Source organism: Helicobacter rodentium ATCC 700285 (genome assembly GCF_000687535.1).
Taxonomy (GTDB): domain Bacteria; phylum Campylobacterota; class Campylobacteria; order Campylobacterales; family Helicobacteraceae; genus Helicobacter_D; species Helicobacter_D rodentium.
In genome coordinates, this window is record NZ_JHWC01000003.1 from 99,931 (window position 1) to 119,253 (window position 19,323).

The 19,323-nt window shown below is 36.9% G+C and carries 27 protein-coding genes; 18 read left to right on the forward strand and 9 right to left on the reverse strand.

All coding sequences use genetic code 11. The features are described from left to right. Positions 1-12: 12 nt before the first annotated feature. On the reverse strand, positions 13-1,404 hold the full coding sequence (gene selA, locus BS85_RS0103115; protein ID WP_026943525.1) for an L-seryl-tRNA(Sec) selenium transferase: 1,392 nt from the start codon (positions 1,402-1,404) through the stop codon (positions 13-15). Between the two features lie 124 nt (positions 1,405-1,528). Here selA and BS85_RS0103120 point away from each other — a divergent pair, with 124 nt between their 5' ends. Both BS85_RS0103120 and BS85_RS11230 read left to right on the forward strand, forming a co-directional pair. After that, positions 1,529-1,945: a universal stress protein gene (locus tag BS85_RS0103120; protein WP_026943526.1), complete on the forward strand. Its 417-nt coding sequence runs from the start codon at positions 1,529-1,531 to the stop codon at positions 1,943-1,945. Further along, a complete protein-coding gene (locus tag BS85_RS11230) occupies positions 1,935-2,129 on the forward strand; it encodes a hypothetical protein (protein WP_156938022.1) in 195 nt (64 codons plus the stop codon). The genes BS85_RS0103120 and BS85_RS11230 overlap by 11 nt, the downstream gene beginning before the upstream one ends. 75 nt (positions 2,130-2,204) lie before the next feature. Here the strand turns inward: BS85_RS11230 and BS85_RS0103130 are convergent, their stop codons facing one another. Genes BS85_RS0103130 through BS85_RS0103135 form a run of 3 tightly spaced genes read right to left on the reverse strand, consistent with a single transcriptional unit; the run spans position 2,205 to position 3,664 of the window. Further along, positions 2,205-2,993 carry a hypothetical protein gene (locus BS85_RS0103130; protein WP_026943527.1) on the reverse strand — a complete coding sequence of 263 codons (789 nt, stop codon included), beginning with the start codon at positions 2,991-2,993 and terminating at the stop codon, positions 2,205-2,207. 3 nt (positions 2,994-2,996) lie between these two features. Continuing rightward, complete coding sequence (locus BS85_RS12030; protein WP_281173562.1) at positions 2,997-3,125, reverse strand: hypothetical protein; 129 nt, start codon at positions 3,123-3,125, stop codon at positions 2,997-2,999. Between the two features lie 2 nt (positions 3,126-3,127). Continuing rightward, complete coding sequence (locus tag BS85_RS0103135) at positions 3,128-3,664, reverse strand: hypothetical protein (RefSeq protein WP_026943528.1); 537 nt, start codon at positions 3,662-3,664, stop codon at positions 3,128-3,130. 149 nt (positions 3,665-3,813) lie between these two features. On the opposite strand from BS85_RS0103135, the gene BS85_RS11235 reads away from it, so the two are divergent. The 10 genes from BS85_RS11235 (at position 3,814) to BS85_RS0103190 (ending at position 10,616) form a co-directional block, all read left to right on the forward strand. Next, positions 3,814-3,999 carry a hypothetical protein gene (locus tag BS85_RS11235; protein ID WP_156938023.1) on the forward strand — a complete coding sequence of 62 codons (186 nt, stop codon included), beginning with the start codon at positions 3,814-3,816 and terminating at the stop codon, positions 3,997-3,999. Positions 4,000-4,092: 93 nt separating this feature from the next. Then, entirely contained in the window at positions 4,093-4,230 is a 138-nt protein-coding gene (locus BS85_RS11240; protein ID WP_156938024.1) for a hypothetical protein, read from the forward strand. Positions 4,231-4,241: 11 nt separating this feature from the next. After that, positions 4,242-4,490, forward strand: coding sequence for a tetratricopeptide repeat protein (locus BS85_RS0103150; protein WP_026943529.1), 249 nt, complete (start codon positions 4,242-4,244; stop codon positions 4,488-4,490). Beyond that, entirely contained in the window at positions 4,481-4,891 is a 411-nt protein-coding gene (locus tag BS85_RS0103155) for a CiaD-like domain-containing protein (protein WP_026943530.1), read from the forward strand. Before BS85_RS0103150 ends, BS85_RS0103155 begins: the two co-directional genes overlap by 10 nt. Positions 4,892-5,153: 262 nt before the next feature. Continuing rightward, a complete protein-coding gene (locus BS85_RS0103165) occupies positions 5,154-5,828 on the forward strand; it encodes a response regulator transcription factor (RefSeq protein ID WP_026943532.1) in 675 nt (224 codons plus the stop codon). A gap of 2 nt (positions 5,829-5,830) precedes the next feature. Then, the gene (locus BS85_RS0103170) at positions 5,831-7,066 is read left to right on the forward strand and encodes an ArsS family sensor histidine kinase (protein WP_026943533.1); all 1,236 of its coding nucleotides are present in this window, start codon (positions 5,831-5,833) and stop codon (positions 7,064-7,066) included. 9 nt (positions 7,067-7,075) lie between these two features. Further along, on the forward strand, positions 7,076-8,062 hold the full coding sequence (gene hemB, locus BS85_RS0103175; protein WP_026943534.1) for a porphobilinogen synthase: 987 nt from the start codon (positions 7,076-7,078) through the stop codon (positions 8,060-8,062). 90 nt (positions 8,063-8,152) lie between these two features. Then, positions 8,153-8,668: a cupin domain-containing protein gene (locus BS85_RS0103180; protein WP_084310145.1), complete on the forward strand. Its 516-nt coding sequence runs from the start codon at positions 8,153-8,155 to the stop codon at positions 8,666-8,668. A gap of 147 nt (positions 8,669-8,815) precedes the next feature. Further along, complete coding sequence (locus tag BS85_RS0103185; RefSeq protein WP_026943536.1) at positions 8,816-9,427, forward strand: hypothetical protein; 612 nt, start codon at positions 8,816-8,818, stop codon at positions 9,425-9,427. Continuing rightward, positions 9,420-10,616 (forward strand): Eco57I restriction-modification methylase domain-containing protein, encoded by a 1,197-nt coding sequence (locus BS85_RS0103190; RefSeq protein WP_026943537.1) that lies wholly within the window; start codon positions 9,420-9,422, stop codon positions 10,614-10,616. Before BS85_RS0103185 ends, BS85_RS0103190 begins: the two co-directional genes overlap by 8 nt. A gap of 58 nt (positions 10,617-10,674) precedes the next feature. Here BS85_RS0103190 and pepE read toward each other — a convergent pair whose 3' ends face one another. From pepE to BS85_RS10175, 4 genes are all read right to left on the reverse strand, one after another. Next, positions 10,675-11,496 (reverse strand): dipeptidase PepE, encoded by an 822-nt coding sequence (pepE, locus tag BS85_RS0103195; protein ID WP_051604662.1) that lies wholly within the window; start codon positions 11,494-11,496, stop codon positions 10,675-10,677. Positions 11,497-11,657: 161 nt separating this feature from the next. After that, positions 11,658-11,753 (reverse strand): hypothetical protein, encoded by a 96-nt coding sequence (locus BS85_RS12170; protein ID WP_425402384.1) that lies wholly within the window; start codon positions 11,751-11,753, stop codon positions 11,658-11,660. After that, positions 11,750-12,148 carry a tetratricopeptide repeat protein gene (locus BS85_RS10170; RefSeq protein WP_051604664.1) on the reverse strand — a complete coding sequence of 133 codons (399 nt, stop codon included), beginning with the start codon at positions 12,146-12,148 and terminating at the stop codon, positions 11,750-11,752. The genes BS85_RS12170 and BS85_RS10170 overlap by 4 nt, the downstream gene beginning before the upstream one ends. Next, complete coding sequence (locus tag BS85_RS10175; protein ID WP_034551061.1) at positions 12,132-12,317, reverse strand: hypothetical protein; 186 nt, start codon at positions 12,315-12,317, stop codon at positions 12,132-12,134. Before BS85_RS10175 ends, BS85_RS10170 begins: the two co-directional genes overlap by 17 nt. 187 nt (positions 12,318-12,504) lie before the next feature. On the opposite strand from BS85_RS10175, the gene BS85_RS11245 reads away from it, so the two are divergent. The 6 genes from BS85_RS11245 to BS85_RS0103230 all read left to right on the forward strand — a co-directional run bounded on the left by BS85_RS11245 (position 12,505) and on the right by BS85_RS0103230 (position 16,491). Beyond that, the gene (locus BS85_RS11245) at positions 12,505-12,669 is read left to right on the forward strand and encodes a hypothetical protein (RefSeq protein ID WP_156938025.1); all 165 of its coding nucleotides are present in this window, start codon (positions 12,505-12,507) and stop codon (positions 12,667-12,669) included. A 261-nt stretch (positions 12,670-12,930) separates the two neighbouring features. Next, a complete protein-coding gene (locus tag BS85_RS0103210; protein WP_026943539.1) occupies positions 12,931-13,935 on the forward strand; it encodes a permease in 1,005 nt (334 codons plus the stop codon). A gap of 9 nt (positions 13,936-13,944) precedes the next feature. Then, positions 13,945-14,967: an ACR3 family arsenite efflux transporter gene (gene arsB / locus BS85_RS0103215; protein ID WP_026943540.1), complete on the forward strand. Its 1,023-nt coding sequence runs from the start codon at positions 13,945-13,947 to the stop codon at positions 14,965-14,967. Between the two features lie 28 nt (positions 14,968-14,995). Then, positions 14,996-15,340, forward strand: coding sequence for an ArsR/SmtB family transcription factor (locus BS85_RS0103220; protein WP_425402385.1), 345 nt, complete (start codon positions 14,996-14,998; stop codon positions 15,338-15,340). 146 nt (positions 15,341-15,486) lie between these two features. Then, complete coding sequence (locus BS85_RS0103225) at positions 15,487-16,065, forward strand: NAD(P)H-dependent oxidoreductase (protein ID WP_026943542.1); 579 nt, start codon at positions 15,487-15,489, stop codon at positions 16,063-16,065. 39 nt (positions 16,066-16,104) lie between these two features. Further along, positions 16,105-16,491 carry a MerR family transcriptional regulator gene (locus tag BS85_RS0103230; protein WP_026943543.1) on the forward strand — a complete coding sequence of 129 codons (387 nt, stop codon included), beginning with the start codon at positions 16,105-16,107 and terminating at the stop codon, positions 16,489-16,491. A 162-nt stretch (positions 16,492-16,653) separates the two neighbouring features. Here the strand turns inward: BS85_RS0103230 and BS85_RS0103240 are convergent, their stop codons facing one another. Next, positions 16,654-19,320, reverse strand: coding sequence for a phosphoenolpyruvate carboxylase (locus tag BS85_RS0103240; RefSeq protein WP_026943544.1), 2,667 nt, complete (start codon positions 19,318-19,320; stop codon positions 16,654-16,656). Between the last annotated feature and the right edge of the window lie 3 nt (positions 19,321-19,323).

Sequence of the window (19,323 nt, forward strand, 5' to 3'; positions counted from 1 at the left end):
TGATTTCCTTGATTAATTTTTGTGTTTTAAGTGTGCTAGATTCTTTAAAGCCTCTGCGATTCTCTCTTTGTCTCCCGCCAATAAGGTGCGCACATCTAAAATTAATGCACAATTTTCTAGCCTCGCAATAATTCCAAAAGAGCGCAAAGATTTCTCTAACTGCTCCTCATCTAGCCCTAAAGGCGTTAAGCTTTTTGCTTCTATTGCAACACCAAAGGAATCTAAATAATGGCTTGGCATCGCCCCTCCACCACTATAACTTTTAGTAGGAATCACTTCAGGCGCAAAATCTTGCGGAATCAGTCTTGCTAATGCTTCTGCCTCTTGTTTTAATTCCGCTTTGTCCTTTAAAAGCAAATGACAAGTAGGAATCTTATCTGTTTTGCCTTCTAAATAGGCATTAAGAGTTGCCTCAAGGGCTGCAATGGTAAATTTATCCACACGCAACATTCTTAAAAGTTGATTCTTTTTTAGCTCGTCTATCAACGCTTTTTTGCCAAAGATGATTCCAGCTTGTGCGCCACCTAAAAGCTTATCACCGCTGAAACTTACAAGACTTGGATTAAGCTTTGCGATTTCCTCTAAAGCGGGTTCAAACTTCTTCAAACTCTTCTCAAATCCGCTTAAACCGAAGTATCCACTACCTAAATCATAATAATCTATCAGATTCTGCATTTTAGCTAATTCTACAATTTCTCCAAATTCCACTTCTTTAACAAACCCACTCATTGCATAATTGGATTTGTGTGCCTTAAATAGCATAGCAGTATTCTCGTTTATTGCTTCTTTGTAGTCTTTTAGATGCGTTTTGTTGGTTGTGCCAATTTCGTGTAAAATTGCACCAGAATCTGACATAACCTTTGGAATCCTGAAGCTTCCGCCAATCTCAATGAGTTCTCCGCGCGAAACAACGACTTCTTTACCCTTAGCAAAAGTATTAAAAATTAAAAAGACTGCCGCGGCGTTATTATTGACCACCAATACATCTTCTGCGCCCAAAAGTGCTTTAAATAAGCCTTTTAAATGCACATAACGCTCACTGCGGCAACCCTTTTCTTCATTGTATTCTAGGTTGTTATAGCGCGTGAGGATTGGATAAATCTCTTGCAAGATAGAGGGAGAGAATACACTGCGTCCAAGATTTGTATGCACCACGATTCCGGTGGCATTCACAAGGGGTTTTAAAGACTTTTGTGTCAGAGAATGGTATTGTTTAATAATGCACTGCACACAGGCTTGAAACTCTAAAATCTCACCACCTTGCAACAAGTCTTGTCGGTAGTTTTCTAAAAACTCTAGGATAAGTTTTTTGGCTAAATTTAGGTTGAAATTGCTTTCTAATTCGCGCTGCAAAGCCTTTAATAGCTTGTCTGTTTTGGGGATATGTCGTAGAATATTTTGCATAATGACCTATTCTCTTATTTTTGAAATTTAATTTAAAAAGAGTAGCGCATTCTTACTTTATTTTCTGTGAATTTTGTATAGATTTTGCTATAATTTTTGCTATTTTATTCAAAGGTCTTAAGTGATGAAAAAGATTCTATTTGCCGTAGATGGGACAAAATCTTGCCAAAAAGCCGCAGAATTTGTGGTGAAATTTTTTGGCGATAGAGAGGATTGCGCCTTTACGATTATTCATGTAAAAACCCCCATTATGCTCTATGGCGAGGCAGCATTAGCCGCTTATGAGGAGATAGAGAAGAAAGAAAGTGCGCAAAGCGACAAACTATTAGAGGAGTTTAGTGCGATTTTCACCCAAAAAGGCATTAATATCCAAACCAAAATGCTAGAGGGCGAGGCAGTAACGGAAGTATTAGCCTATGCTAAAGACTTTGATTTGCTTGTTATTGGGCAAAGCGAAGAAAGTTTTTGGAATAAAATCTTTTCTACCAACCAAAACGACTTTTCGCAAAAATCTCCAATTCCGATTCTGATTGTTAAATAATGTGTGCCACGACTCCGTCCGCGTATGGAATCCTAGAGATTCTGCTACCGCAACACACGCCACAGCCTTTTACAAAGGTTTCACAACGATGCCTTGCTTTTCTGTCATTGCGAGAAAACTCCTGATTTTCGTGGCAATCTATAATGCAGAATCTCGCCAAAGCGTTAGCAATGGAATCTTTTAGGTGATTCTACATTATGGATTGCTTCGTCGCTTCACTCCTCGCAATGACGCGCAGGGTTCGCGCAAATGTAGAAGCCTAAGCCTTTCTGCTCTCTTTAGATTCCTTAAGCAGTGTTTGCATTATGGAATCTGTGGGATTTTGGGGCGCATTTTGCCCACCTTGTTCTAACCTCTCTTTGTTTTGTAGCATCTCAAAGAGTGTCTGCTCGGTGGTATGGGATACCTTTTGCAAAAGAGATTCAAGATTGGAAGTTTGTTGATTCAAAGAAGAGATATTCAAACACGCCCATTCTCCATTTTCGTTTGCCCCCCATTCAACCTTAAAAGAGCTAACCTCTAAAGATTTTTGAAAAAAGTAAGAATGCACGACCGCCAAAGCGTTTAAAACTTGCTCTTGTTGTGAAAGTGGTAATGTGTCAAAAACTAAATCAAAAAAATATTTACCCGATGAAAATGAGCCTACCTGTTGATATTCAAAAATTTGTTTTTGAATCTCTGCGCTAGAGGTGTTGTTTGTAAGGCTAAAAAGTAATTGGTTTTCTTTGTCTTCGGTGATTTTACTTAGTTCTCTACCCCCAAATGCTACCAAAACTTCCAAGAATCGCAAAGCATTCTTGTCCTCCAAAATCACCTTATCATCGGAGTTTGCAATACCATTTCTCATATTGTTTTGCGCCACTATTACTCTATCTATAAAGCTTTGATTTTCCTTGTAAAAAGAAGTCATTATACTCTCTTGTGCTTTATCCAAAAATTGCTTTGCCTCTTTCATTTGAGATTCACTGATTTGTCGCATATTCTGCACCATAGCATTTAGTTTTTGATTAAATCCAAGAGAATCAAATTGCCCACCATTCAGTGGCAAAACTTATTCCTTCTTATAATAGGCTTCAATGTTTGATGATGCCTCTGCATCACTAAGCGTTTTTGTAGAACCTTTTGTGGGATTAGCCCATAAATTCGCATAGAAATTTGTGTTTGAATGAATAGTTATCATTGTTAATACTTATAGCTTCTGCTTTCAATTCTTATCAATCTGTTAGCCTGATTGATTAATTTTCCACCGTCTTTTTCCAATAACTTATTCGCATAATATCTATCTGCTGGTCTTGCATAAACAGGGTTATATTGATTTACGCCAATAACAGAAACGCTTACTTGATTGGTTAGATGATTTAAGGTTGCAGAAACAGCAGGGATACATCGTCTAGTTCCATCATCTACATTTAGGCGTCCATACTCATAATCACTAGATTCCGAGATAATTAAATAATAGGCAGTATAAGATATTTTTGTGCCTGAATTATTTGTAATCCCATATTCATTCAGCTTATTTCTATATAGCATATTATTTTGCTCAATATACAAATACGCCCCTCCCACATCCTGCCTCATCTCCTCATCATTTAAGACTTTCACACCTGCGCTTTGTTCGTTAAACTCTCCATTGGTTGCAAGTGCGATGAAATCTACTTCTGCCAAGAGTGTGCTTGAGATTCCAAAGATTAATAAGAATCCTAAAATTAGCTTTTTCATTATTTCTCTTTTTTAAAAATTAAACTTTTCTTGTAAATGACAGAATCCTAAAAATAAATGTAAAAGATTTTAATTTTCTTTGGTTTTTTAAAATAGTCATGCAAAGAAACAGGTTTGCTTTTGCATTGTGTCATTGTGGGATTCTTGCATTGCGGTTACCACCTCGTCATTGCGAGAGGCGTAGCCTCGTGGCAATCTATAATATTGTGCTTCTTTATAAGGATTCCATTGTAAAAAATTACTTTATGCATGATTATAGATTGCTTCGTCTCTCACTTCGTTTGCTCCTCGCAATGACAGAAGAATCTCCACTGCGTCATTGCGAGATTCCGTAAGGAATCGTGGCAATCTATAACTTTTTATCTCGCCATTGAATGTTTTTTGATTGCTAAGATTATAGATTGCTTCACTTCGTTCGTAAGGACGAGGTGGTACAATTTATCGCTTTGTCTAGCAAGGACACGATGATAAGTGCGGAGTCGCAATCAAAAGATTTAGATTCTACCCTTTTAAAGAAAGCTTCACAAAACAATCCATTTATGCTAAAATTCTTGACAAAAACCTAAAAAGGCTTCTGATGAAAACCTTAACCCTTGCAAGTATTTATGAGATACAAGGACATCGTTATGAAGCCGCAGAAATTTACAAAACCATTTTAGAAAAAGACCCAAACAATGTTGAAGCCAAAATCGCACTAAAGCGGCTTGTTAGTAACCGCAAAAATTATGGTAAGGCAAGTGAAGATATGTTGAATTTGTTTATTCAAATGGATAGCGAAATAGAATTTAATGAGTTTGAAAGGTGGTTGTTGCAACTATGGAATTAAAAGAAGCGATTTTACAAACATTAGCAGAGATTGATACAGACAATCCTACGCTCAACGAACCAGACCAAGAAACTTTAGAAGAGCCAAAATTAGAACGCGATGCCTTGTTGGATATTTTGCCCTCTGATAATCCGAATCGCGAAAATTCAAATTCGCAGAATCCTTATGTGCGCAAAATTGAAAAACTAGATTTTAAGAGTGCAGAGGAACTTAAAGCGCTTTTGACAAAGGCTTATTTGGAAGAAGAAAAGTTTTTGAATGCTTTGCAGGAGAGGATTCTTGTTCTTTTTGAAGGGTTACAATCTCCAAATAACCGCAATATTGAAACCAAGGTAGATATGATTTTGAATTTTTTAGAATTTACTTTAGCTATTATTGATGAAAAAAAGAGCCAAAAATGAAAATTTTTCCTTTATTTACTTTTGATTTACTATTTTGCTTTATAATTTCATCATCTCAACAGGATGAGTTGAGAGACAGGCTTAACCAAGGGTTGAGTTTGGTTTTTCTGAAAAGAAAAGTTTTTCATCCACTTCTCCTTTGCTTAAGGACACTTAGTGTGAGTAAGTTCTTTGAAATTATTGTCAATACTAGCGGGTATCTTCCTGAATTTTTCTTTAACCCCCTAAAATACCCAATCCTCCTTTTTGCAAGGAAGATGCCGTGCTAGAAGTCTTAATGATAGAAGATGATTTGGAGTTAGCAACCATTCTTAGCGAATATTTGAAAGCTCATAGTATAAATATAACAAATTATGACGAGCCTTACACAGGTATGAGCGCAATAAACGCTCGGCATTTTGACCTCCTTCTTTTAGATTTAACACTCCCAAACTTAGATGGGCTAGAAGTTTGCAAGAGGGTTGCAAAAGAAAAACGGATTCCAATTATCATTTCATCAGCTAGACACGATATTGACGATAGAGTATTGGGATTAGAATATGGTGCAGATGATTATATTCCAAAGCCCTACGACCCAAAAGAGCTAGTTGCAAGAATCCATAGTGTCCTTCGTAGATACAATCTAGCCAATAAGCCATATAATGCAGAAACTTCAATTTTGCCCTTTGTGTTGGATAAGAAAAGCAGAGAAATTTATCTCTATAATGAAGTGCTAAATCTTACAAAAGCAGAATACGAGATTCTAAGCTTTATGCTTGAAAATGTCAATCAAGCTTTAACGCGTGATTCTATTGCCGCACATTCAGACTCCATCAATCCGGATTCTAGCAATAAAAGCATTGATGTAATTATCGGGCGTTTGCGCTCAAAAATAGAAAAAGGCGACAAAAAGTTTATCTTCTCCGTGCGCGGGATTGGTTATAAGTTGCAATTATAAAGATGATTAAAAATTCTATCTTTGTTAAAATTACCATTTTGTTTATCGTAGCAATCATTTGCTTGGGTGCATTTTCCTATTATTTTATCCGAGAGGAAATTAATGAGGGCATACTAAAAGACCAACTAAAATACAATCAATTCCTAGCTACAATTAACCAATTGGTGCGCTTTGGTGGAAATGTAGAATTGATTGAAAAATATCTTAAAGAATTGGATTTGCACCAAATCCAAGATAACAAAACATTAGAACAATTCCAAAACCATTTAACGCCAAATTTAACTAGTGGAATGATTGCAAAAATCATTAAGCAAGAAAATGGCATTTATCTTTTTTTGCAAACTCCACAAGAATGGAAGCTCTATGGCGGGTTGCATTCTCATAGCCTTTTTAATTATTATTTGATTACATTTTTTGCATTCTTGGTGGTGGTGTTTTTGTTTGTGCTTGTCATTCGTAGCATTTTACCGCTTAAAACCTTGCGCAAAGAGATTCGTAAATTTGCTAATGGACAAACCAATATCCATTGCAAATTCAATCAAAACGATGAAATTGGAGAACTTGCACGCGAATTTGAAAATGCTGTGGAGAAAATTAATGCGCTCAATCAATCCAGACATTTATTTTTGCGCTCTATAATGCACGAGCTAAAGACACCCATTACAAAGGGTAGAATCACCGCAGAGATGATTGAACAGCCCCTTTACAAAGAGCGACTTTGTAGTGTGTTTGACCGCCTCAACAGCCTAATCAATGAGTTTGCAAAGATTGAGGAGTTAAGCTCCCGCAACTATTGTTTAAACAAGCAAAATTATGTATTAAAAGACATTTTGAATCGCGTTTTTGCAATGTTGCTTTTAGATAGCGGACAGATAAAAGAGTTTTTTATTTTGCCTGATGAAAATTATCTTTTGCATTGCGATTTTGAAATGCTAACTCTAGCGATTAAAAATCTGCTAGATAACGCGCTAAAATACAAAACAAAAGGCAAGGTGGAAGTGCGCGTAAATGGAGAGAATTTAGAGATTCTAAACTTTGGCGCACCGCTCCCCTACTCCTTAAAAGACCATTTTAAGCCGTTTTTTAAGGATTCTAAATCCAATAGTAGCGGTTTGGGGCTTGGAATTTATATTATCAAAAGCACACTAGAATCGCAAGGATTAAAGTTAGACTATTTTCACAAAGAGGATAAAAATTATTTTGTCTTGCAAGGCGTTCTTGCTAAAACCCATTCATAAAGGAAAAAAATGTTTAAACGTTTAAGAAGAGTCCGATTCAACGAGGTTGTTAGGAATTTAGTAGAGGAAAATAGTCTTAGAGTGCAAGATTTGATTTACCCGCTTTTTATCACACACGGCGAGAATGTCAAAAACGCCATTGCTTCAATGCCCGATGTGTATCAACTAAGTGTGGATAATGCACTCAAAGAATGTGAGGAAGCAGAGCGTTTAGGGATTGAAGCGATTATGCTTTTTGGAATCCCAGCCATTAAGGATAGTGTCGGGAGTGAGGCATTAAGTGAGCAAGGCATTGTCGCACAAGCCCTCCGCGCCATCAAAGCGAAATTTCCTAAAATGCTGCTTTGTGTAGATTTGTGTTTTTGCGAATACACAGACCACGGACATTGTGGAATCCTAAATCCAAAACTGCAAAGCGTGGATAACGACTTAACGCTAGAGATTCTAAACAAACAAGCCCTTGTATTGGCTCAAGCGGGGGCAGATTTGATTGCGCCTAGCGGAATGATGGACGGAATGATAGAATCCCTCCGCGCCGCTCTTGATAGCGCAGGTTTTGCACATATTCCTTTGATGAGCTATTCTACCAAGTTTGCAAGTGGCTATTATGGACCTTTCCGTGATGTGGCACAAAGCACACCCAGCTTTGGCGACCGCAAAAGCTACCAACAGAATCCCGCAAACCGCAGAGAAGCGATTTTAGAGAGTTTAGAGGACGAAAGGCAAGGCGCGGATATTTTAATGGTTAAACCTGCTCTTGCGTATTTAGATATTGTGCGCGACATTAGGGAACGCACTTTATTGCCCCTTGCAGTGTATAATGTGAGCGGGGAATATGCAATGTTGAAATTTGCGCAAAAAGCGGGATTGATTGACTATGAGCGCGTGTTGTTAGAAACAATGCTAGGCTTTAAACGCGCAGGGGCAGATATTATCATCACTTACCACGCAAAAGAGATTGCAAAACTTTTAGATTTGAAATCCAAGCAAGGATAAAGAGTTTATAAAATCTTACACTTTATCCCTTGACAAACACTAAGTGTTAGGCTTTATAATTGCAGAATCTTTTTGTTTCAAGGAGAACAAATGCGAAAATTTATTGCTGTTGCTTTGGTTGCAACTTTAGGTTGCGCAAATATCACTTGTGCAGAGGAGGCAAAAATGCAAAAGGCACAAGAAGTAGTAAAAGCGGGAAGTCTTGGAAGATTCAAAGGGGATTCTAAAATCTTTAGCGGTGAAGTGAGTGTCAAAACGCTTTTTAAAAGTGGAGATTATCGCAATTATGGTGGAGGGGAAGTTACCTTTTCTCCTCGCGCAAGGACAGCGTGGCATACGCACCCCGCAGGGCAAACGCTGATTGTTACACAAGGCACGATTTATACAGGCACAAAAGCGGGAATTACACAAATTGCAAAGGTTGGCGATGTGGTGCTTTGTCCGCCTGATATAGAGCATTGGCACGGAGCGGGTTTAAAAGAAAAGGGTGTGCATATCGCCCTTACACACGAGAAAGACGGCAAGAATGTTACTTGGCTAGAGCTTTTAAGTGATACAGAATATGAGGGCTATATCAAGGAAGCAGAAAGTGGAGTGAAGCAGTAAGATTTTTGAAATCTTAGAATCTACAAACAAAGAAATCTAAAGAGGCAACGCGTCTCTTTAGAGGTTCTGCAAAGATTTATCAACTCCTTATGTTATAATTCTCTTTTATTATCCAAAACTCATAAAGGGAATATAGTGCCAGAAAATATTTTACCCAAAACACTCTGTGATATAGTAGGTTTTCTAAAATCTAAAGATTTTTCATTATCCTCTCACACAAAAGATGGGAGGCTAAATTCCGCTTTTAATGAAGATGAGATTTTTAATCTTTTAGAGCAAAACTTTTCTATCAATCGTCCAAATATGCGCGATTGGGTGGATTTTAGCTTTGAGGAAAACAATAACTTTTATCCTATTAATATTAAAGTAAGCACGACAAAAACAGCGGATAATCTTAACTGCAAACTAGGAATTTATTATGCTCTAACAGGCAAGATTCCACCTTTTAGCAATGGCGTAATTTGGGAGATATATTTTAAGAATCTTAAAGTTAATTTAAAAGAAAACAATGCGGATTATTATTTTCTCATCATCAACAAAGACAATCCAAAAGATATTTTTGCTACCTCTTTAAAATCCCTACAAAATCTTACTCCAAATGGCAACAACCTCCCTTTTCAAGCTAAATGGGACAATAATCGTGAAATTATCAAAAGAACATTCAAAGAAGCAAAAGATTTTATTTTAGGCAATTTTGGGGAATCCTTAAAACTAAGGGCTGATGCCTATTTATCTTTCAAAAAGTATTTTGATGAATAATCTTAATGTAGAGCATTTAGGGCAGGTTTTTACCCCGCCGCATATTGTAAGTGATATGCTAAATCTTATCCAAAGTAGCAAAAAGCTAGAAAATCCACGATTCCTAGAGCCAAGCTGTGGCAATGGGGCGTTTTTAAAGAATCTCCCCCCTAATAAAGTAGGTATTGAATTAGATTCAAATGTTATTTGCGATAAGTCTATCTTGCAACAGGATTTTTTTGCCTACCCAATAGACGAAAAGTTTGATTGCATTATTGGCAATCCGCCCTATGTGCGCTATCAAGATATTTTAGAATCTACCAAAATCCTTTTAGCCCCCTACAAAAATGTTTTTGATTTACGCTCAAATTTGTATCTTTTCTTTATCTATAAATGTATTCTGCATTTGCAAGATAAAGGGGAACTCATCTTTATCACTCCACGAGATTTTTTAAAAAGCACGGCGAGCGTAAGGCTTAATGGGTTTTTGTTTTCACAAGGGAGCATTACAGATTTTATTGATTTGGGCGATAAAAAGATTTTTGATAAAGCCCAGCCAAATTGTGCAATATGGCGTTTTGAAAAAGGGAATTTTAGCAGAAATACAAATTGTTTGAAAACTTTTAGCTGCGTAAATGGGCAGATTCTCTTTACCAAAAATCACTATTTTATCCCCTTTAAAAAGTTATTTTTTGTGAAAGTTGGTGCGGTGAGTGGGGCGGATTCTATTTTTGCAAACACAGAATTTGGGAATGTAGAGTTTGTCAATTCAACGACTGCAAAAAATGGCAAAACCAAAAAAATGATTTATGGAGAATATGCAAAATCTTGCAAATATTTACAACAATTCAAACAAAAATTATTGCAAAGAAAAATCAAAAAATTTAGCGATTCTAATTGGTGGGAATGGGGGAGAGATTACCATAAAAGTGAAAATCCTAGAATCTATGTCAATACCAAAACACGCAATAAAAAGCCATTTTTTATTCATTCTTGCAAGGCTTATGATGGCTCAATTTTGGCAATTTTTCCAAAGTTTGAAGTAGATTCTAAAACCTTGCAAAATCTATGTGATAAACTTAATAGCGTAGATTGGGCGGAGCTTGGCTTTGTGTGTGATGGACGATTTCTTTTCTCGCAAAGAAGCCTAGAGAATTGCCTGCTTGATGAGCGATTCAAAGAGCATTTATGGGGTTTAGATGCAAATTGACACAAAGTAGCAAAGCTATCTAAATTTTAGATAGCTTTGTTTGCGTGTTTAAAGTTTCTTAGTATTCAAATTCTGAATCTATGGCGATTTTTTGAATTGCTTTTTTGTGTTCAAGTTTCAAAAGTGGCGTATTTTTATCCATACCTAAAACTTTCACTTTTTTGCCATTGATGAGCAGTGCGACACCTTCAGGCAAAGCATAAACAATAGTTTTAGGATTCAAAATCAAATACTCTTCTAGTCTCTCCTCGCGACTCTCACCATTGTGTCCGGCGGGTTTTCCAGAAATAAAATGCGGATTGATTTGGTGGGGGAAGATATTAAAAGTATCAAAAGACTTTGGAGCAACAATAGGCATATCATTCGTTGTTTGCATTGTAGCACCTGCGACATTTGTCCCCGCAGACCAACCTACATAAGGCACGCCCTCACTCACTCTTTGCGCAATGAGTTCTACGAGTTCATTTTTGTAGAGTTGATTGACTAGCTCAAAAGTATTGCCACCACCCACAATAATTGCGTCCGCCTTTTTGACTTCTTCTGCTGCATTGCCTCTATGCACACTTCTAATCTCTACATCTAAACTTTTTAAGGCTTTTTGTACTTGCTCCTCGTATTCTTTTGGGGTTTTTCTCACACCCGCATAAGGTATAAATGCCACTCTTTTTCCCTTAAGCCCATTTTGTTCCACAAACTCTTTTAGCCAAGGCAATGCGTGATTCAAATACCCTGTATCTTTGTAGCCCGAGCTAGAAAGCAATAAGACTTTTTGCTTGTCTTTTGGAAAATTGATTAAATTTTCGGCATTAAGGTTTATACTGCTAAAAAGCATAGCTACTAAACCAATCGCACCCACGCTTGACAAAAATCCTTTTTTCATCTTTGTCCTTTCAAGAAATCTAAAAAGTTGCATTTTAACGCTTTCTCATTTAATCAAGCATGAAGTAGAGGATATTTGAAAACACCTTGACAAACAAAGATTGGATTCTATAATTGCAGAATCTATTTTTTTGGCTTCGTATTGCTTTAAAAAGTATTTTCTTAATTTAGGTTTTTATACGCATCACAGCCTTGCTGAAGTCCCAAATCACAAGCCTTACCATAATAATCTTTTGCCCTTTTAAGATTCTGCTTCACGCCTTGACCCTTTTTATACGAAACACCCAAATATAACAAGCCCCAGAATGCTCCAAATCACAAGCCTTAGCGTAAAATGCAAACGCTTTTTTATAATCTTGCTCCACCCCCAAACCTTTATAGTATGAAACGCCTAGATTATTACAAGCACTAGGATATTTTAAATCACACGCCCTACTATAAATTTCAAACGCTTTTTTGTAGTCTTTTGCGACTCCTTGACCTGTATAATATAAAGTGCCTAGATTGCCACAAGCGTTAGGATTCTCTAAATCACAAGCCTTAGCGTAGAGTTCTAATGCTTTTTTGTAGTCTTTTTTATCTTCGTATAAAATACCGAGATTATTACAAGCACTAGGATATTTTAAATCACAAGCTTTAGTGTAAAACTCCAATGCTTTTTTGTGATTTTTTTTCTACTTCCTGACCTTTGTAATACAAAACACCCAAATTATAACAAGCAACAGAATCGTTTAAATCGCAATCTTGAGCAAGTTTCTCGCTTACGCTATTGGCAAAGCTCACGACTGCACAACCCATAAGCAACAAAAGCCATTTTTTCATTATTTTTCCCTTTGGATTGAAATTTTGCAAAGTGCATTGATGATTTTACATTGGTATTCTATCAAAAAATAACAAGTTACATTCAATGCCGCTGGAGTAAAAATTTCAAATTTTTGTATTTTCCTCTTGACTTAGAGCCACTCTCAAGCTTTACAATTTCTTTTTGATTTTATTTTAAGGAGAGCGTATGCAAAAAGTCGGCGATGATTGGGCTTTTGAATCTTTTAAGTCCAATGGAGTGCGTCCCGAATCCGAAAACACGCAAAGGTGCTATCGCTGCTATAGGGATTCCATTGTGGGTGAGGATATTGTCTTTACACTTGATAAAATCAAGGCTTACGAGCAAGAGTAATTTCTTGTCTGGTTGCTTGACTTTGGTGTGATTTCTAGGATTTGCTGTGGATTTTTGTATTTTTCAATAAGGCAATAAAGTTTTTATCTACCCCTTAACAAATGCCAAGTATCAGGCTGTATAATGCTAAATATGTTTTAAGTTGTGAATAATAAATTAATATATCAACATATATTGATATATTAATTTAAAAATGCTATACTTTCCTTTGCAATATCTTTGATTATATGATATTGCAAGATTCTCATTCAAAGGAAAGTGATGAATATTCCTCCTCAAATTTTACACACTCTACAAAGTTTTGCCATACTTTTTGCGGAAATTTCTATTTTATTTATCGGCATAGATATGCTTGTGGGCTACATCAATAAACGCTATTCCAACGCTGTCCAAAGGCACTTAAGCACAAACTCTTACACAAGCTATTTCAAAGCGATTCTTTTGGGTGCGATTACGCCTTTTTGCTCGTGCTCTACGATTCCATTTTTTCAATCTCTCGTGCGCAATGGTGTTCATCTAAGCGTGAGCTTTGCCTATCTTTTAACCTCTCCACTCATTAATCCTATCCTTATCACTATGCTTTTTATGACTTTTGGCTTTGCGCTTGGGCTAAGCTATATATGCTTTGTGGTTGTAGCTGTATTTCTCCTTGCATTCAGCCTAAAAAACGCAAATGCAAAACTCTTGCTGAAAGAGAAATTTTTGACAAACGCCGCTTCTTGCACAACTGCAAGTTGTTGCACAAAAGCTCCCCTTTCTTTGAATCCTAAGCCCATTTTATCAAGCAATGTAGCACAAGGCAAAGCCTTAAGATTTCATTCTCAAGCTCCGCAATCCCAAGCGGATTTTAAACGCAAATCTTTTGCCTCTCTTTTTACTCAAAGCTTTAAAAATTACAAAAAGATTCTGCCCTTTCTTGCTGTGGGTATGGCTATTGGGGCTTTTATCCACGATTTTATCCCGCAAGAGAGTTTGCAAGAAATTCTTAAAGACTTTAATTATCTTGGTGTGATTCTAGCGGCTTTTATTGGGATTTTTCTTTATATTCGTGTGGAGGCGATTATCCCTATTGGCTTAGGGTTAATCAACGCTGGAGTGCCACTTGGCATTGTGATGAGCCTTTTAATCGCAGGTGGAGGCTGCTCTTTGCCCGAACTCATTGTGCTAAAATCAATGTTTAAGATGAGATTGCTCTATATCTTTGTGGCAATGGTATTAGCAATCTCCATAGGCTTTGGATTCTTGGTTGTATTGCTTGGCTTGTAAGGATGAAAGATGAAGGTTTTGGATAAATTTCTCCCACTTTGGATATTCTTAAGTGCGACTTTTGGCTTGATACTAGGAATCTGTTTCCCCCAAATTGTAGATTTTTATCAGATTTTAGAATTTAATGATATAAATCTAGCCATTGCCTTAGGGCTTATTATAATGCTTTACTCGCCCTTAGTAAAGGCTAATTATATGCATATTTTTAAAGTCTTTAGCCATAAGAAAATCCTTTTTGTTTCTTTGGGCTTAAATTTTTTGGTAGGTCCTGTGCTAATGTTTGTGTTGGCGTTTCTTGCTTATGTGTTTGTGCCGCATTTCACTCTAGGCTATATGCAAGGGGTCATTCTCATAGGACTTGCGCGGTGTATCGCTATGGTGCTAGTATGGATAGACCTTGCCTTAGGGGATAAAGAGCTAGCTCTTAGTTTGGTGGCTTTCAATAGTCTTTTTCAAATCTTTTTCTTTGGAATTATGGCTTATGTTTTTATGATAGTTTTGCCTTCATTTTTAGGTATAAATTTGCAAGGCTATACCCTATCTTTTGCTTTGGTCGCTAAAAATGTAGCCATTTATCTTGGCATTCCTTTTGTTTTGGGGTTTTTCACGCGATTTTTCCTCATCAAATACAAAGGCTTAAGATTCTATGAAGAAAAGTTCATCGCTAAAATCAGCCCCCTTACCTTGATATTTTTGCTTTATATTGTCATTGTGATGTTCTCATATAAGGGCGAGGCTTTGCTGAATCTCCCTTTTGATACCTTGATTGTTGCACTGCCTTTGGTGGCTTATTTTGTGGTAATGTTTTTTATTGCTTTTTGTTTGAGCAAAGGTTTTGGCTATGAAAAATCTTGTGCTATAAGCTTTAGCGCGTGTGGAAATAACTTTGAGCTTAGCCTTGCAGTCGCCATTGCTTCTTTTGGGATAAATTCTCCTCAAGCCTTTGTAAGCATAGTAGGAGTGTTGGTTGAAGTGCCTATAATGCTTTTTCTAGTTGATGTAATGAAAAAACTCAATAAAATAAATTTATAGTAAAATACAAATATGCAAAGGAGTAAGTATGCAAAACATAGAAGATTTTTTGAAAATCACAGGGGCAATCAATGATGAAAGCCGTGTGAAAATTCTTGCATTTTTGGCACAACATTGCCAAAAGCAAGGAATGCTGTGTGTATGTGATTTACAAGTCTCTTTGGATATGGTGCAATCTCGCCTCTCGCGTCATCTAAAAATCCTTAAAGACGCAGGATTTTTGGAGCTTCAAAGGCAAGGTGTATGGGCGTATTATGGAATCAAAAAAGATTTAAATGGCTTTTGCAAAGACGCTTTAAAGCGTATTGAGCTTTTAAATCTCCCCCTGCCCGAGCTTAAACGCATTTCTTTAGAGAATAAATGCACTAAATAGCTGCTACTCTCTGCGCGCCCCCCCCCATTTGCGTTGCTTTGTCTATCTTTTTCTCTCAAGGGATTCCACTTAATATTCTCTATACCCCCCTTGACAAATACCAAGTATCAGGCTGTATAATTATGCAATCAATTAAAGGAGAGAGAATGCAAGCGTTATTGCTAAATGGTTCAAAAAAATTTGGAATGGATAGCGGGAGGCTCAATGCGACTTTGCAGGGTGTGGCAAAGCAGACTTTGGAATCTCTAGGGTTTAAGGTGATAGAAACAATCATTGATAAAGGCTATAATGCGCAAGAGGAGGTGCGAAAAATCGCGAATTCTGATGTGCTGATTTATCAAATGCCTGCGTGGTGGATGGGCGAACCTTGGATAGTCAAAAAATATATTGATGAAGTTTATCTTGAGGGTGCAGGGATTCTCTTTAAAAACGATGGACGCAGTCGCAAAGATGAGAGCCTAAAATATGGCAGCGGGGGCTTGTCTCAAGGCAAAAGGGTAATGTTTAGTGTTACTTGGAACGCACCGCTTGGAGCTTTTACGGACAAAGACGCCTTTTTTGAGGGGCTTGGAGTGGAAATGGTATATCTGCATTTACATAAAGCACACGAATTTATGGGAATGAGTGCTCTGCCAACTTTTATTTGTAACGATGTTGTAAAGAATCCGCAAGTGGAGCAATACATTAAAGACTATACAGCGCATTTAAAGAGAGTGTTTGGGTAAAACTACATAAACTTAAAGGCTAAAAAACAGGGGCAAGAGATGAAAAGAACAATCATTGAAGTGGAGCGCAAAACGGGGATTCCCTCTACAAAAATACGATTTTGGATTAAAAAAGGATTGTTTCCTTTTTTGCAAAGCGATAAAAACAATGTGCATTATTTTAGCGAAAGTGATATAGAAGCTTTGCGCTGGGTAGAGTATTTAAGGCAAACCAAAATGGAGATAAAGACTATCAAGCTTTATATGGATTTGTATATGCAGGGCGAAAGCACGATTGCAGAGCGCAAGGAGATTGTAAAAAATCAAATAGAATATATCAAAGCCGACTTAAAGAAAACCCAAGAGATTCTAAAAATCCTAGAGCAAAAGTATAAATTTTACGAACAGCTTGATTGCGTCAATCCTGCAAAATGCTTGGTGAAGTAGTATAAAAAGCGCAAAATGTGTTTGCAAGTTTGTTTGGTATCTTACGTGCGCCTTTAAGTCTTATTGCGTGGTTTGCCGTTGCAAGGTTTATCGCATTTATGCTCACATACTCAAAAAGCCCCAATGGATTGGAGCAAATCTTAGAAGTAAATTCTTAAGGTTTTATCCCGTGTTTCTTACCCCTTGTGCGATTCCTACAATCGTTGTAACGATTTGTTTGGCAATGCGTTCTTTTTGTTCTGAATATTGCGCATCCTTGTAAGTTTTCATTAGATGAAGTTGAAAAAAGCTAAGGCTTGTTAAAAAGGGTTTGCGCAACAAAATGGATTCTTGAATGAGTTTTTCACTCGCAAGTAGCGATTCTTCTTTGCGGATATAAAGCAACCAATCCAATGTGAGATGATATTCTTGCTCTATCATCTGCCAAATTTTTTGACGCAAACTCTTATCCTCCACAAAGTCATTATAATGTTTTGCAATCTCTAAATCCACCTTTAAAAAGGCTTGAGAAATGTTGTCAATGGTCGTTTTGAAAAACAAATCCTCTTGGTAACACTGCCTAAAGATTTCTTTGTTTTTGCATTCTTTAAATGTTGCTTCTAAACCACTTCCCAAGCCATACCAAGCAGGAATAATTGCACGATTCTGCGTCCAAGCAAACACCCAAGGAATCGCGCGTAAATCCTCAACATTTTGTGTATCTTTGCGCTTAGATGGGCGTGAGCCAATGTTTAATTGCGCAATAAAGTGAATTGGGGTGGCAGATTTAAAATACTCCATAAACCCCTCTGTTTCATATACAAGCTTACGATAAGCCTTGCAAGATTCTGCGCTTGTGGTTTGCAAAATAGATTCAAAATTGCTTGTATTGAAATTTGCGCCAAATCTATCATACATTGATTTCTTAAGCAAAGTTGCTAAAGCACTTAAAAAGCTAGATTCCGCCTTTTTGGGATTTAAATACTTATAGCTAATCACCTCACCTTGCTCTGTTGTTTTTAGAAATCCTGCAACACTATTAGGAGGAGAGGATAATAAAGCATCTTCTAAAGCAACACCCCCACGACTGACACTGCCACCGCGTCCGTGAAACAATCTAAACTTAATTTTTAATTCTTGTTCAAGCAAAATAAGATTTTCAATGGCTTTGCGTAAGGAATAATTGCTAGTAAAGATTCCGCCATCTTTGCTAGAATCTGAATATCCAATCATAATTTCTTGGCGATTTTTATGTGATTGTAGATATTCCATATAATGCGGATTTGCACAAAGTTCGCGCAAAATTTTTGGTGCAGATTCCAAATCTTTAATGGTTTCAAAAAGTGGAGAAATAGAAATTTGTGTTTTTTTGCCCTTGCACCATAATCCGCTTTGTTTAGCAAACCACAGCACACAAAGCAAATCGTTTGCACTTTGACACATAGAGACAATACAAGAATCAATAATGTTGTCGCTGATTCTATCCTTTGCCCATTTGAAATAAACAAAAGCCATCAAGGTTTCTTGTGTGGATTCGCTAAACTTACCATAAAGCGCATTTAAATCTACCAAAGGTGCGCTAAGGGCAACATTTAGAATCTTTGTTTGCTCACTTGGAGGCAGAAGCAATAAATCGCCTTGAATATATCCCAAAGTTGCAAAAATTTCGGCAAGTGCTTGCCAAAACCTATCACGATGTTGGCGAAAATCTAGTCGCATTAAATGAAATCCTGCAAGTAAAACAAGATTTTTTAACTCTCTTAGATAAGTGCTACTGCGTTCATCTAGCGATTCTATCATTAAATCAATCTCTTTGATAAATTCTTTAGAGTTTTCATAGATATAAAGTTTATTTTCACTCAAGGCATTTTGCGGTAGATTCAGCATAAGGATTCTGTTTTGGAGTTTCTGTCGCATACAAGTTAATTTAGCACGGAAAGGTTCTTGTAAAAATAGCTTTTTTGCAAGAGTATCCAAATGCTCTTTGTCCTTTTCCAAACTTGCGCGTAATTCCTCGCTAGGATTGATGTATTCTTGTGCTATGGATAGCTCTCTAATTAATTTGTCTATGCGCTTAAGATATTGACAAATGATTGTTTCGTGCTGATGTTTCATTACTTCAATCATTACATTGTTTGTTACATAAGGATTGCCGTCCCTGTCGCCACCAATCCAACTTCCAAGTAAAATAGGAGATTTTTTAAGATAATTGTTAGAATGTTCCCCTAAAGATTCTTTCAAAGCGTCTTGTATTTCTTGTAAAACACGCGCTCCACTTTGTAAAATAGAACTCTCCATAAAATAAAGCAAATTATCTAGCTCAAATAACACTTCAATTTTTTCACTGCGGACGATATGGCTGTGCCACAAAAGATTCAAGCGGTATTTCAAATGCTCTTTCGCGCTTTTTTGTCCAAATTTAAACCACAAATGCAAATCATTATACATATCGTGGTAGCTCTCTAAAAAAGTTCTGCGCAAAGATTCTGTGGGGTGGGCAGTGAAAACGGGATAAAATTGAATTTTTTTAAAGACTTCTTTAATGTCCTCATCATCGTATTTTTGAGCTTTTAATTCTTCAATCACGCTTTGGATTTGTCCTTGTGGGCGCAAACTTAGCTGGTATCGTTCATCTATAATGTTTAAAAGCAAATGATAAAGCGTAAAAGCCTTGATGAGATTAGAAATCTCTTGCGAACTAAACTCTTGAGGCAGATTGGATTCTTTCTGAAACAAGAGGCTTGGATTCTCTTTGAGCGAAATAAAAAGAGGTTTAATGCTAGGTGCTACCTCATCTAATAGATCACTGAGGGTTGAAAAAGCAAATTCTATTTCTTGGGATTTTTCCATTGA